This window comes from Lentibacillus sp. JNUCC-1 (genome assembly GCF_009741735.1).
GTDB lineage: Bacteria > Bacillota > Bacilli > Bacillales > Amphibacillaceae > Lentibacillus_B.
In genome coordinates this window covers 631,825-645,994 of sequence record NZ_WHOH01000001.1, presented here as the reverse complement: position 1 = coordinate 645,994, position 14,170 = coordinate 631,825, and the positions used below count along the sequence as shown (strand labels likewise).

Below are 14,170 nucleotides of genomic sequence, written 5' to 3'. Positions count from 1 at the left end.
TCAAAGAGTAGCGTGGTCGAGCCTTCAAGATTCTAATTCTGGGGCGTGGTCACGCTTTTGTCATTTATGAGGGGGTAGCGGCAGGCAGCGTTTTAATGGTATTATAAATGTGGCAATACATTTTACAAAAAAAGGAAGATGCCACTTTGACATGTGATATATGCAACCCCAAACCACGTGGGTATACGATATATTTTTCAGAAGATCAGCATACCGAACAGCTGACCCATTATTTTAAAGGCTTCCCCGAGACAGAATGGACGCTTATCAATAATCGGATGTTCTGGACAGTTGAACCAGTCTTTTTTGGCTTGATGGACTACATTGAGGCGCACTTAAGCGCTGATGATATATTTGCGGTTGAAGCTTCCCGGGAGGATCCGATACGGACGTTAAATGCATTACAGCCGATTCGGTCTTTTCAGGAAACGCGTGCGTTCAGTTGGATAGATGGTTTGATTCAAAACCGTAGAATTCAGACGTACTATCAGCCGATCGTAGCCGTTAAAAATAATGTTATACAAATTGTCGGTAACGAACTGCTCAGCCGCGGTGTTAATGAGCACAATGAAATGATTCCGCCATTTAAAATGTTTGAGGCTGCTCGGAAGCGAAACCGATTGTTCGCCTTGGATCGCGTCTGCCGTATGGAGTCGATTAATAATGCAAAAAACGCGACTGAGCGTTTGATTTTCATTAATTTTATTCCAACAGCGATTTATGTACCTGAACATTGTCTGGCAACAACGTTTGCTTTGATAAAAAAACTTGATATCCGGCCTGAGCAGGTTGTATTTGAAGTCGTTGAAACGGATAAGGTCCAGGATATTGAACATCTGAAGTCTATTCTGAGTTATTATCGAAAGCATGGTTTTAAGTATGCCTTGGATGATGTTGGAACAGGCTTTAACGGTCCAGAGCTGATTGCTGATCTGCAGCCGGATTTTGTTAAACTGGCACTTGAATATACGAATGGCGTCAGTAAGGATGCTGAGAAAAAGGCCACAGCAGAGGTTGTTTTGAAAATGGCTCACGATGTAGGTGCCCAGGCGCTTGCGGAAGGTGTTGAGCGAAAAGAAGATCTGGATTTTCTTAACGAAATGGGATATGACTTATACCAAGGCTATTACTTCGCCAAACCTGGCCCAGAACCACTCCAGGACATTAAAATTTCTTAAGATAGTGTTATAGTATATTGTTGCTTTTTGCATGTAAAACTTCTAACTAATAGTAGACAAAACTATGAGCCTATGAAAACTTGGTATCAACCTTTCGGGGGAAACACTGCGCTTTTATACGCTCCCATTAGAGTAGACAGCTAAAGAATAAAAAATAATTACTCTAAAAGAGGCATTTTGAGACATCCACATTATTCTGCTGAGTTCAAGTGGAAGGTTGTACAAGAATATAAAAAAGAGGGGCGCATTTATATCATCCCTTGCCTTTACAAGCAGAACAGCTCAAACACAGATAAAGAAGCCTAACTAAAAATTTAATGACTGCCTCGCACCACCGAGCTCCGGGAAAACACTGCGCTTTCCATGGGCGCTGCTGAGCCTCCTCGCGCTATCGTGCGAGGCCACTGAAAATCACCCTCTTTTTTTAGGAAGAGCGAAACAAGAAAAATAAAACAAAAAAACGGAGCTTTTTTTCGCAGTAAAAAGAAAAAAAGCTCCTCTATTACTCAGAAGCTTGCTCTTTTTTGTCTATCAGCTTCATTATTCTTTTTAAATTAACTACAAATATCGTCGCCGCACTTTGCAATTCCATGCCAAATAAACCCGAATATGCGGCTCTGTCGTATCCGTGCCTATTTTTCAATTCACTATTCTTAGCCTCAATCATGTATCGATCTTTTGCTATTTCTTTAAAAGCTTCACTTTGCTGGAAAGCCTCCTGATCTTTATGTTCCGTTGACTTCACTGAAACAGAATACGTTTTGGTTTTGGCTCCATCTTTATAGCATCCGTCCCGTAAAGGACAAGTTTTACACTTATCCACATCAAAGTAAAACTTTAATTGGGCATTTCGATTTTTTCTATTCTTGTATAACTTTTTTGTTGCTAAATGTCCTGCCGGACATACAAACATATCTGCATCCTTATTAAATTCAAACCCAGTATCGTGTCTTTTTCCATTTGTAATAACCGGATGCAGTTTGGACACTAATTGAAACGATTCTTCTTTTGCTAACTTTAAGTTATTCGTTCCAGAGTATGCAGTATCTCCAATAACTGTATCTACTTTCATGCCAGCATCTTTGCTTTTTTGTACGAGTTCTTTTAAATACTTACCATCACTTTTCTCTCCTGTAGTAACTGATGCAGCTGTAATAATTCTCTCCCTTGAAATAGCCAAATGTGTTTTGTAACCAAAAAATGAACTATCTGATGTCTTGTGCCCTGTGCGGGCATCCTGGTCATCCGAAAGAACTGTTTGATGTTCGCAGTCATCCAAGACTTCTTTTAATAGATTTATTCTTTCCTTCACAGTCGGCATGTTGCTGATTTCCGGTTCTTGTTCAATCGTCTTGATTAGAGACTCACAATACTCAGTTGTTTCATTAATATCATCGTAAGAAGGTTTGACTGGAAATTTTTCTTTCATAGATTCATCAAACCCATATACAGCTTTACGCACCAGCTTCGCTTTCTCTTTTAAAAAGTCATTGGCTGATTTAGAATTGTGTCGAGAAGCGGTATGTGTGGCATCCACAATTAATATATTACTCTCGAGTACACCTTGTTCTATCCCGATTTCAACGGTTTTATTAATAAGTAAATCTAACATATTTTTATCCTCGAGACGCAATTTGCGAAACTTTGTTAAGGAACTCGAATCAATGACTGGGTCCTCAGGAGCCATTTCCAAAAAATATTTAAAGGACATATCATATCTTGAGCGTTCTACAACGTCACTATCTGATAGATCATAAATACGTTTCAACAGTAGGTATTTGAACATTCGAATAGGGGAGACCGCATTTCGTCCATTATTATGAGAATACTTATTTTTTAATTCCTCTATAATAAAACTAAAATCAACTAGCTCATTGATGCGACGGAGAAAATTATCATTAGGAATAATGATCTCGTAGAGATCCGTATAGGAGCTAATGTTTAAGGATTGTTGACTTGCTAACATTTACGATCTCCCACTTTCTTTTTTATTATTTTCATTATAAGCAATCGCAGATTATAAATCACCTCCTACCTAGATATTTAGAGGACTTTTTCAGTGGCCTCCTATCGTGCTGTGGGGTCTCACCGAGGCTTTTTTTCCCATAGGAGTCTCCGTGTTTTCCCGGATCCCGGTGATAGTATGTGTTTCACTTTTAGCATGAGCACGTTAGTTTATACCAATTATAAGCAACACAAACTTGGGAGGCAGATTTATAGCGGAGAAAATACATGAAGACTCCTGTGGGAACAGCACGAGTCCGAAGACCCCACAGCGGGCGCATTAAGGAGGGTCGACTAAAATCGCCCTTTGCAGGCAACGTCGACATAGCCCTTGCCGGGGCAAGGAGGCTGAGGCTGTGCCCGCGGAAAGGGAAATGTATTTTCGGAGCGGCGTTTTTCTCATACAAACTTAGTTAGTTCGAAGTTTACGGATACTGAGCATTAAAAAAAATGCATTAATCTATAGGACAACTGCCTTTTTTAATGACGATAAACAGGCCTTCGGAGCGGGTGCTCTGGAGGCCTGTTGGTGTTTTGGTTATTCATTGATGGTTGCTTTTTGCAGTAGTTTGGTCCATTTGTCGTAGGTGTCGTCTGGGACGGGGGCTTCGGCTATGGCGTAATGCAGCACATATAGTCCGTCTTCGTGGGAAATGACGCGGGCCATTTCATATTGGTCTGTGATTGAAGGGTCCCCGGTCAGGGTGAATTCATACATCACACTGTCACTTTCTTCGTTGAAAATGTTCCATTCAATATTTCCTTCAACATCGCTGTTAATCTGTTGTTCAAGCATTTCGGCGAATTCTGCAGGTTTGAGTTCTCTCAGACTTGAGAAGAATTGAACCGTGACGAGCTCGCTCCAGGCATTAACGCTCTCACCTTCCACGACGTACTCCCTTGTCATGTCGCCCATTTCCTCTGCTTCAAATCCAACCTCCCAGTCCCGATCATCAAAATGGAAGTCTACCCGTTCCAGCGGGGCAAACTCATCTCCGGAAGCCGAACTTTCACCTGCATCCTGACCATCTCCGGAAACGGTCTCCTCATCTTCCGTATCAAAGGAGGAGTCATCCGCTTCCTCGGTTTGGTCCTGGACAACGTCATTTTCAGTTTCCTCCGTATTAATGGTGGTGGAATTTGCTTCTTCCACATCATCGCTTGATAAAAGAAGGAAGCCAAAAAAGAGGGCAATGGTTGTGATAATCATACCCAAAACGACCAAGCCTGAAGTAATGATTGTAACGGTCGTTTTAGTCGCTTTGGTCCAATCAGAAAATCTCCATACTAAAAAAAGACCAATTGGCCAAAACAGAATGAGCAACAGTACAATTGCCCAAGTTTTCTCGTACCACTTTTTTTGCGTGTGATCCTCAAGATGCTCTTCCAATGCTTTCTCGCTCCTTTTTATCTTTGTATTACAAATTATACTGTATTTTCCAGTGGTATTCGACTGTTTTTGAAAATATGAAACTTTAGTCCCGAATAGCATCGTGTAAAAGTTTTGAATTCCGCTTGACATTGCCTGATATTTCCGATTTAATTAGAGTAATATAATTTAGACGGAATTTTTAATCGGATGCTTTGTAAGGGTTTACAATTTGGGGGTTAGCACTCGATTAAAATTTCCACACTTCACAAAAAAGAGAGGGGATTGTACATGAAGGGAATCGAGGAATTTCTGGGGAGTGTTAGTGATATTGTCTGGGGTGTGCCGCTGCTTGTTTTGCTTGTGGGAACGGGCGTTTATTTAACGATACGTCTTGGCTTTTTGCAAATTCGTTCATTACCTTATGCATTGAAGCTTGCTTTTTCCCGAAATCAGGACAAGAAGTCAGATGGGGATATTTCACATTTCCAGGCATTGATGACAGCCTCGGCAGCAACGGTAGGTACCGGAAACATTGTTGGTGTTGCGACAGCAATTGTTTTAGGGGGCCCTGGAGCGGTTTTGTGGATGTGGCTGGCTGGTTTGTTTGGTATGGCCACAAAATACGGTGAGGCGATTTTGGCGGTTAAGTATCGTGTGAAAGATTCTGAAGGCAATATGTCTGGCGGTCCGATGTATTACCTGGAACACGGTTTGAAACAAAAGTGGCTAGGCGTGTTGTTTGCGATTTTTGGCGCACTTGCTGCGTTTGGTATTGGAAATGGAACCCAGGCTAAAGCTGTCGCTGACCTTATGAATGATACATTTTCAATACCTTTTTGGTTAACAGGGGTGGCCCTTGTCCTATTTGCCGGAGCGGTTATTATCGGGGGCATTAAATGGATTGGACGTGTAACTGCTTTCTTTGTTCCAATTATGGCGGCTTTCTATATTCTTGGCGGACTAATCGTTGTTATTTTAAATATTAATCTGGTGCCTGAAGCATTCGGTACGATTTTCACAGCAGCATTTTCCGGTGAAGCAGCTGTCGGTGGTGCAGTTGGTGCGGTCATTCGCTACGGGATTGCACGCGGGCTCTTCTCAAACGAAGCTGGTCTCGGATCGGCACCCATCGCGGCAGCTGCAGCTAAGACCGACATGCCAGGCAGACAAGCGCTTGTTTCCATGACTCAGGTACTGATCGATACATTCATTATTTGTACGATTACCGGTCTGACGATCGTTATGTCGGGTCAGTGGCAGGATAAGTCCATCGAAGCTGGTGTGCTGACTTCTGCGGCGTTTGAAACATTGCTTGGTGGTGTGGGACCATATCTGATCACATTCGGTCTGTTGTTCTTTGCAACCTCGACCATTCTTGGCTGGGGCTATTATGGAGAAAAGTGTTTCCAGTACTTGTTCAAAAGTCAGGCGGCTGTTAAAGGATACCGGACAGTGTTTGTATTATTTATCTTTGTCGGTGCGACTGCTTCACTTGACGCAGTATGGACGCTGGCTGATATTCTGAACGGCTTGATGGCGATTCCGAACTTGATTGGACTGCTTGGATTGTCGGGTATCATTATATTTGAGACCAAGCGCTTTAATCAGAAAGTGAAAGAAGAACGGGCAGAAAAGCTTGAAGCGACAAGACATGCTCAGTAGTTTCAGATAGCCTATAAAAAAAAAGCGGAAAGACATTTTATAAGATGTCTTTCCGCTTTTCATTTGTAAACTCTTAATAAAAACGCTTGAAGCTATCGAAATGTTTCTGCCAATATCTGCTGTTGACGTCTGCAATCTGGACGCCTTTAGATGAGCCGGCATGAATGAATTTGTTGTTGCCGATATAGATGCCCATGTGGGAAATCCCTTGTTTATAGGTGTTTTTGAAAAAGACAAGGTCACCGACTTTAGGTGTGTCCACGTAAAATGCACGGCTGTGATAACTGGCAGCGGAAAGGCGCGAAATGCTTTTGCCAGCTTGGTTATAGGCATAATGAATAAAGCCACTGCAGTCAAAACCGCCTGGTGTGGAGCCGCCCCATTTGTACGGAACCCCTGTCATGCTGTTTGCGACAGATAATAGCTTGTCAACGTTATAGTCAATATCTGATGGGGGTGTATTTTCCACAGTTGAGTCTGTTGCATTGTCAGGTGCTTTTTTCGAACCAATATTTAACTTTTGTCCGATTAGAATCAAGTCTGATTTCAGGTTGTTCCATGTTTTTAAATCACTGACAGTTACACGATTGGCCTTGGCAATCGCTGATAGTGTATCCCCTGATTTGACCGTGTAGACACTATTGGCATGTTTACTTGGTGCAGGGTTAGCAGTGCTTCCATTTTGTGAATTGCTGTCTGATTCCGGAACTGTAGTTTCAGGTTTGCCCTGGCTGCTATCCCCCGATTTTGAGACGACAAATTTGTTGCCTGGGTAGATCAGGGTGGAGTTCAAATTGTTCCACTTCATCAAATCGGATAACGATATGTTATGTTCATTAGCAATACCGCTTAAAGTATCGCCGCGCTTAACGATGTATGTAGTAGGTTTTGCGGCAGGCTTTTTATCGGGTTTTGCGTTGGGTTTCGTGTTAGGTTTTGTGCTGGGATTAGAGTGTGATGGTGTGGTTTCCAGAACTTGATTGGGAAAAATAAGATCTCCTGACAAGCCGTTGATCGATTTCAATGTCTGGACACTTGTGTTGTATTGGTGCGCAATCGACCAGAGCGAATCGCCGCTTTTGACACGATACGCTTCAGCAGCCGCACTGTTCGGCGTGACAAGTGTTGATGCCACAGCCGCTGTGACGGCAACCGACAAGACCAGTTTCTTATTCGACATATAATGCCCTCCTCTATTAAAAAGTAATTTTATTATACCATGCTTCTAGAATGATAGATAGATGGAACGGGTGTGCCACTGTGAGGGTTCTTTGACGTTTAATGTCTGGCCTGAAAAGGAAATAGCATTAATGAAGAAAGGAGCTGTTTTAGACATGGAACGACACGTAAAACTCGGAAAATCAGATATTGACGTTTATCCAGTAGGACTTGGCACCAATGCAGTTGGGGGCCATAATATTTATCCGGATTTGGATGAAGAACAGGGTAAAGCTGTTGTCCGGTCTGCGCTTGACCATGGTATGAACTTTCTTGACACAGCTTTTATCTACGGACCAAAACGATCTGAAGAACTGGTTGGAGAGGTGCTGAAGGAATACAATCGCACCCAGGCTGTCGTCGCTACTAAAGGTGCGCATGAATTTGTTGGAGAAGATGTCGTTATGAACAACTCACCGACATTTTTGAAACAGCAGGTAGAAGACAGCTTGCGCCGGATGGACACCGATTATATTGATTTGTTTTACATTCATTATCCGGATGAGGATACACCAAAGGATGAAGCGGTCGGTGCGCTGAAAGAAATGCGCGATCAAGGAAAAATCCGTTCGATCGGTGTATCGAATTTTTCATTGGATCAGCTTAAAGAAGCGAATAAAGACGGCTATGTCGATGTGGTGCAGTCTCAATATAATCTTCTGCATCGTGAAGCTGAATGGAACGTATTCCCATACACTCAGGAAAACGACATGACGTTCATTCCGTATTTCCCGCTGGAATCCGGTTTACTTGCCGGCAAATATGATGAAACCACAACATTCAATGATATCAGAGCTCAGAAACCAAGTTTTCAGGGCGAGGCTTTTAAAGAGAACCTGCAAAAAGTGGAGCGGCTCCGTGAGATCGCCAATGACTATGGTGAAGACGTCGCGCATATTGTACTGGCCTGGTATTTTTCACGCCCGTCTTTGGATGTCGTGATACCGGGTGCGAAAAAGCCGCAGCAGGTTGAGGATAATAAACGCGCCGGTGAAATTAAATTATCCCGGGAAACGATTGTAAAGATTGACCAACTGTTCTGTTAAGGCGATGATAAGGGTGCGTGCTATGTGGTTAAGACCATGTGGCAGGCATCTTTGTTTTAATTGAAAAGAGAGTGGAGGAGGTATTTCAGATGAGAGCTTTTGTACATGAATATGGTGAGTTGAAAATGAAAGAAATGACTGAGCCGTTTGCTGACCAAGGGCTCGTTCGTGTGGCTCTGAAAACAGCTGGGCTGAACCGGCGTGATTCATTTGTACCGGTCCGACGGGGAGAGGATGCAGCGGCGCTGATACTTGGTTCAGATGGTGCAGGTGTCGTTGATGCAGTTGGAGAAGGGGTGACAGATTTTTCAGAGGGAGATGAAGTCATCATCAACCCTTCATTGAATTGGTTTAATAATGCTGAAGCGCCCCCGGAAGGTTTCGATATCCTAGGAATGCCGGATCACGGAACCTTTGCTGAGTCCATCGTCCTGAAACCTGACCAGCTCGAAAAGAAACCAGAACATCTAACATGGGAAGAAGCTGGTGTGCTCGCGCTTTCCGCCATGACCGGATACAGAGCTTTGTTTACGAAGGGGAAAATCCATGAAGGTGAAACACTGTTTATTCCAGGAGCGGGCAGCGGTGTAGCGACATATTTGATTCAATTTGCCAAAGCAGCGGGTGCACGTGTGATTGTGAGTTCCCGCAGTGCAGATAAACGCGAGAAGGCAGAAGCGCTTGGTGCCGATCTCGCCATTGATACGAACAGTGATTGGACTGAGGTGCTGAGAGACGAGACGGTTGATATCGTGATTGACAGTGTCGGTGCGGCCACCTTGAATCGTTCACTTGAAGTCGTGAAAAAAGGCGGGCGCGTCATCGTGTTTGGTGCCACAGCTGGAGATACGGCTGAGATCGATTTACGTGCGTTTTTCTATGGTCAATATAAGCTGATTGGATCCACCATGGCAAGCAGAGACGAGCTCCGCGCCATGATAGAGCTGATTGAGAACCATAAGATTCATCCCGTTGTAGACCGCACGTACCAGCTTGATGAAGGAGCCGAAGCCCTCGACTACTTGAGTGAATCCAAACAGTTCGGTAAGATTTCTATTAACATCTAAATAAATGCCTGAAGCGGGGCCATGCATCCGGGACTAAATTCCCGGGGGCATGGCCTCAAAATTTTGCCTGCAAATGCAACTTTTTAGAGTGTGGTAGCATCTATATAGACAGGAAGGGGGATTGCCGTCTTGGAGATCGTGGAGAGATTGAGAGAAAAAGAGGAAGAAGCACTGATTGAATTGATGAACACATACGGAGACTATCTGCTCCGGACGGCTATCCTGCTTGTGAAAGACACGCAAACAGCTGAAGAAATTGTTCAAGACACATTTGTTACCGCCTTTAACAAAATCACACAGCTGGACGATCCGGCAAAATTAAAGAGCTGGCTCACGACCATTACAGTAAACAAATGCCGATCACAGATGCGCAAATGGAGCTGGAAGCATATTCGGCTTCACAAGCAGGATGAACACGATCGGCCACCGGAAATAGATCCTGAAGCAGGGCCGGAAGAACAATTTCTCACCAAACTGACCCATGCGCGTCTCGCCAACGCCATACAAGAGCTGGACTATACCTATCGCGAAGTTATCACTCTATATTATTTTAACGAGATGAAAATTAAGGACATTGCCCATTACACGAAGAGCAGCGACAATACGATCAAATCCCGCCTCACACGTGGGCGCGCTAAATTAAAAACCATTCTGGAGAAGGAGGAAAGAGAATATGACTCGAAAAACAGATCATCTGAAACATAAACTGGACGAAGACATGCAGCATATCCATTTTTCCGGTCAAAAAGACGTCTTAAAACGAACGCATCCTGAATCTTTCCGTGACAAAGCAGTCGCATTCTGGAATAAAGAGATCTCGATCCCCCTTCTCCCGGTGTCCACGGTGTTTGCACTGGTCTTATTGGCAGTTGGTTATCATGAAGTTGTGGTTCCTTTGCAGCCAGACCAAACTCAAAAGACAATTGAAGTGGCTGGGAATACGTACTGGGAAAATGATTTCGAAAGGGCAGTGAGTCGCTATGAAGATTAACATCAAAGTGAAACATCTCATATTAACCGTTTTGACCATTATGTTGCTGGTACCGCTCGTCAGCTTTGTCATTATCCCGCAAATCAATTTGCATCTGACGGAAAAGCGTCTGACAGACGGGGACGGGGACCAAGTGGGAAAAGATACGGTTATGGACCTTCTGGAAAAGCCGTTATTGCAAAGTCAAAAATGGGAGCTGATTCGGAAAAGTATGTTGGATGATGGGCCTGCCCATCGGTATGACGTCTATGCCGGCCCGTCTTTTACCCAGACGACAACGGATGACACCAGTGTTAAGTTTACCTGGAATGAAAAGCTTCCATATATAAAAAAGTATGTTAAAGAAGGCCCGGTCAATGGCTTTCTCACAACCGCTGCTAAAAACCTCGCTGGCTATTACGCTGAGCAAAACAACTGGAAACAGGCAGACAAGGTGCTTGCAAACACGGCTGGCCGTTTTACCGGCGACCAATATGACTATGATAAACAGGAATTATCACTTGAACGTGTCCGGCTCGCCATGCAAAGCAGTGATCTCGACGAAGCAGACCATTTGATGCACCAGATGCTTGAGACTATAAAACCGGATGATGCTTCGATGCAAGCCGAAGCGGCTGAGATGAGAGCACGTCTGGTTTTGCAGCAAGGCAATGTCAAAGAGGCATATGACAGCATTCAAAAAGCGCTTGCTGCTTATGAAAAATCGGCAAAAGAAGCAGAACTGTACGACGGGGATTTTTCAGTTGAAAATGACCTGCAATATGAGCAGCTGCAATCGCTGGAATGGCGTTTGGGACGGTTAATGAACGAGAAAGCAGCGGCTGCGGTAAGTGTTTCAGGCACTGTTCAGCGCGCCAATGGAGAGCCGCTCAAACATGTGGGGGTATTTTTAAGAGAGAAAAATGTTGTAAACCAAAGCGTTAGCCAGGTAGAGCCCTATCAGGTGGTTACTGATGAAAATGGTGCTTATACCTTTCACGGTGTGATGCCCGGCGAGTATCAGCTCTTCTTGGGGTTCGCCTTCGATCAAATAGATGGATGGACGTATCCGGTTCAGGCCAACGACTGGGTGAACATTGAGGGCAATGACGACATCACGAAAGACATTACATTGCAGGAATTGATCAATATTGAATCTCCCGTAAATCAGACTACAATCACAGGGGAAACGGTGGAGTTTGCTTGGGAGAAAGTAGAAGACGCTGCCTACTATAATTTGAGTGTCAACATCCCGATTGACGGCGGTTCTATTGGCAGAGGCTTGAAAACTCATATCACGTCCACGGCAACGCATATTGCGGTTGAAGAATTGTATAACCAGTCATTCAATATTTTAGTAGGGGATGAAGAAGATGACATGGACCCGATTGGTTTGCTCGGACTCGCCAATCCCGAGAGCCGTTTTTCCTGGAACGTGGAAGCTTTTGATGAAGATGGGAATCTGATCACCCAGAGCAACGGTTATCGGCTGAATGAAGAGACCCTCGGTAATTTGCCATTCTTTTACTTGAAAACACGTGAGCTTACGGAAGCGGATCACAAGCTGCTCGATGGTGATTTCAAAGGAGCTCTGGACGGTTATATGGCAGGGTATGAAGAACATCCGGAAGACATGCATAACGTACGAATGATCGTGCGGCTGCTCGGCATGAAAGGGGACGGGACGATAGAAACCCGTGATGAACTTGTTTTTCCTTATGTAAAAGTACTGGCAGAAAAAACAGGGGCATTTCCATATATACTGGAACTCTTAAGCTACTATTATGAGCAACGTGATTGGGATGCGTTTGATCACTGGTATCAGAGGGCAGAACACGGTGTGTCTGATCTTGAAAAAGGCGTTATTGAAGCGCTGCACGCTAAGGCTTTAATCAGACAGGGAGAATTTGAAGCGGCGCGTCAGGCGTTTGCAGAAGCTGTACCGTCAGATTTGTATCATTCAGAGACTGGCAACTGGCTTGCCGTATCACTGTACCAAGGGGCGTCATTTGCAGATGTTCTGAAAATTGCTGATGATTATCCTGAATACGATTCTTTCAACAAAGGACGGCCTTGGAAACAACTGATCGTCGAGATGCAAACAGAGGCTCAAAATCGAAAAGCTGCTTATATAGAAACAATGCGCACCGGTCTTGAACTGTACTTTAAAGGTGACAACGCGAAACTGGAACGATGGCTGAAAAACACCAAAGAACCAGCTCTGACAGAATTCGTTGAACAACTCGGTGAACTGGAGTAAAACGGTAAATTCAAGACCAGGCCCGCAGGTTTAAAACCTGCGGGCCTGGTCTCGCTCTGAAGAGGTGTTATTCCTGCAACCACTTTTTGGCAGCGTCTTTTTCGTCAGTTTTGAAGTAATCAATGCGTGTGTTTGGCAGCAAGTCTTCTATTTTTGAGTCGGTTTTGAGAAACTTGCTGTCTGCCACAATTGCGGCTTTGTTAATGTGTTTGACATGTTTGGCCATTTTGATGTTTTCCATTAGGCCTTTCATTGTGAGTCCTTCCCAATGATCCATCAGGAGCAGAAGATTAACGCGTTCAAGATCGCTGACTTTGTTCTCGAAGAAATCATCAAATTCCTTCATGTCACCTTGCGTCAATTTATCCGACACGGTCATCTCTACAATCGGACTGTTTTCAATGTTTGCGATTTCGATCATAACAGATCATCCTTTCTTAGTGGGCCTGTCCTCTTGATCAAAAATGGTGGGGGCCAGGTCCGCGAGTGTTTTGAATTTATTCTTCCAGCCACTGTTTGGCGGCGTCTTTTTCGTCGGTTTCAAAGTATTTGATTCTGATGCCAGGAAACAGGTCTTCCAGTTTGGAATCTGCTTTGAGAAATGTGCTGTCAGCAACAATGGCAGCTTTGTTCATTTTTTTCATGTGTTTAACCATTTTGAAATCCTCGAGCAATCCTTTTATGGTCATACCTTCCCAATTTCCCATTAGAAGCAGGATGTTCACAGATTCCTGTTCTCCTACTTTATTTTCTAAAAAGTTATCGACTTCTTTAATATCATCCTGAGTTAACTTATCACTGACCTTCATCTCCACCACCGGGCTATTTTCAATATTAGCGATCTCAACCATCATCAATCATCCTTTCATATCAATTTTGATAGAAGTTGTTTCATATAGTTTGTTGTTGCTTATAAGGAAAGTTTTCATAAATTGCGACCTAACTAGGAAGATTTTATGACTGCCTCATGCAGCCGCTCGGGGGAAACACTGCGCTTTCCGCGGGCGCTGCTGAGCCTCGGGCCCACAGGATGTGGGTCATGAAGGCGTTGCGACAGGACGTCGCGGTTTTAGCCTTCCTTCCCCTACTGCGACCTCCGGGGTCTCACCGAGGCTTTTCATCCCACAGGAGTCTCCGTGTTTCCCCCGAGCTGTGTTAAAGAGAATAACTCTTTAACTCTTGTGAGAGTAAAACCGTCCAAGCCACTTAATAACATAGAGTGATTGGAGCGGAGGGAAGTCGACTCCTGCGAGAATAGCATGAGTCCGAAGACCCCACAGTGAGTATATTAAGGATGGTCGACTAAGACCGTCCTTTGCGGACAACGTCGACATACCCCTTGCCGGGGCAAGGAGGCTGAGGCCATGCCCGCGGCTAGTAGACACTGTGAAAG

12 protein-coding genes are annotated in these 14,170 nt (G+C 44.1%); 7 read left to right on the top strand and 5 right to left on the bottom strand.

Annotated features, from left to right (window positions below; genetic code table 11):
* The first annotated feature begins 107 nt into the window (after nucleotides 1-107).
* Nucleotides 108-1,178 carry an EAL domain-containing protein gene (locus tag JNUCC1_RS03085; protein WP_156643994.1) on the top strand — a complete coding sequence of 357 codons (1,071 nt, stop codon included), beginning with the start codon at nucleotides 108-110 and terminating at the stop codon, nucleotides 1,176-1,178.
* Between the two features lie 502 nt (nucleotides 1,179-1,680).
* Here the strand turns inward: JNUCC1_RS03085 and JNUCC1_RS03080 are convergent.
* Both JNUCC1_RS03080 and JNUCC1_RS03075 read right to left on the bottom strand, forming a co-directional pair.
* Nucleotides 1,681-3,144 carry an IS1182 family transposase gene (locus JNUCC1_RS03080; RefSeq protein ID WP_156643992.1) on the bottom strand — a complete coding sequence of 488 codons (1,464 nt, stop codon included), beginning with the start codon at nucleotides 3,142-3,144 and terminating at the stop codon, nucleotides 1,681-1,683.
* A 576-nt stretch (nucleotides 3,145-3,720) separates the two neighbouring features.
* Nucleotides 3,721-4,572: a hypothetical protein gene (locus JNUCC1_RS03075; RefSeq protein ID WP_156643990.1), complete on the bottom strand. Its 852-nt coding sequence runs from the start codon at nucleotides 4,570-4,572 to the stop codon at nucleotides 3,721-3,723.
* A gap of 270 nt (nucleotides 4,573-4,842) precedes the next feature.
* On the opposite strand from JNUCC1_RS03075, the gene JNUCC1_RS03070 reads away from it, so the two are divergent.
* Complete coding sequence (locus JNUCC1_RS03070; RefSeq protein WP_156643989.1) at nucleotides 4,843-6,216, top strand: alanine/glycine:cation symporter family protein; 1,374 nt, start codon at nucleotides 4,843-4,845, stop codon at nucleotides 6,214-6,216.
* Between the two features lie 73 nt (nucleotides 6,217-6,289).
* Here the strand turns inward: JNUCC1_RS03070 and JNUCC1_RS03065 are convergent, their stop codons facing one another.
* Complete coding sequence (locus JNUCC1_RS03065) at nucleotides 6,290-7,396, bottom strand: C40 family peptidase (RefSeq protein WP_156643988.1); 1,107 nt, start codon at nucleotides 7,394-7,396, stop codon at nucleotides 6,290-6,292.
* Nucleotides 7,397-7,550: 154 nt separating this feature from the next.
* Here JNUCC1_RS03065 and JNUCC1_RS03060 point away from each other — a divergent pair, with 154 nt between their 5' ends.
* The 5 genes from JNUCC1_RS03060 (at nucleotide 7,551) to JNUCC1_RS03040 (ending at nucleotide 12,777) form a co-directional block, all read left to right on the top strand.
* Nucleotides 7,551-8,480: an aldo/keto reductase gene (locus JNUCC1_RS03060; RefSeq protein WP_156643987.1), complete on the top strand. Its 930-nt coding sequence runs from the start codon at nucleotides 7,551-7,553 to the stop codon at nucleotides 8,478-8,480.
* A gap of 89 nt (nucleotides 8,481-8,569) precedes the next feature.
* Nucleotides 8,570-9,547 carry a zinc-binding dehydrogenase gene (locus tag JNUCC1_RS03055; protein WP_156643986.1) on the top strand — a complete coding sequence of 326 codons (978 nt, stop codon included), beginning with the start codon at nucleotides 8,570-8,572 and terminating at the stop codon, nucleotides 9,545-9,547.
* Nucleotides 9,548-9,685: 138 nt separating this feature from the next.
* Nucleotides 9,686-10,252, top strand: a complete 567-nt coding sequence (locus tag JNUCC1_RS03050) for an RNA polymerase sigma factor (protein ID WP_331713713.1) — start codon at nucleotides 9,686-9,688, stop codon at nucleotides 10,250-10,252.
* Entirely contained in the window at nucleotides 10,221-10,538 is a 318-nt protein-coding gene (locus JNUCC1_RS03045; RefSeq protein WP_156643984.1) for a hypothetical protein, read from the top strand. Before JNUCC1_RS03050 ends, JNUCC1_RS03045 begins: the two co-directional genes overlap by 32 nt.
* Nucleotides 10,528-12,777, top strand: coding sequence for a carboxypeptidase regulatory-like domain-containing protein (locus JNUCC1_RS03040; protein ID WP_156643983.1), 2,250 nt, complete (start codon nucleotides 10,528-10,530; stop codon nucleotides 12,775-12,777). The genes JNUCC1_RS03045 and JNUCC1_RS03040 overlap by 11 nt, the downstream gene beginning before the upstream one ends.
* 67 nt (nucleotides 12,778-12,844) lie before the next feature.
* On the opposite strand, the gene JNUCC1_RS03035 is transcribed toward JNUCC1_RS03040, so the two are convergent.
* Together JNUCC1_RS03035 and JNUCC1_RS03030 are read right to left on the bottom strand one after the other, a co-directional pair.
* The gene (locus JNUCC1_RS03035) at nucleotides 12,845-13,198 is read right to left on the bottom strand and encodes an STAS/SEC14 domain-containing protein (RefSeq protein WP_156643982.1); all 354 of its coding nucleotides are present in this window, start codon (nucleotides 13,196-13,198) and stop codon (nucleotides 12,845-12,847) included.
* Nucleotides 13,199-13,274: 76 nt separating this feature from the next.
* Nucleotides 13,275-13,631, bottom strand: a complete 357-nt coding sequence (locus JNUCC1_RS03030) for an STAS/SEC14 domain-containing protein (RefSeq protein WP_156643981.1) — start codon at nucleotides 13,629-13,631, stop codon at nucleotides 13,275-13,277.
* Nucleotides 13,632-14,170 lie beyond the last annotated feature (539 nt).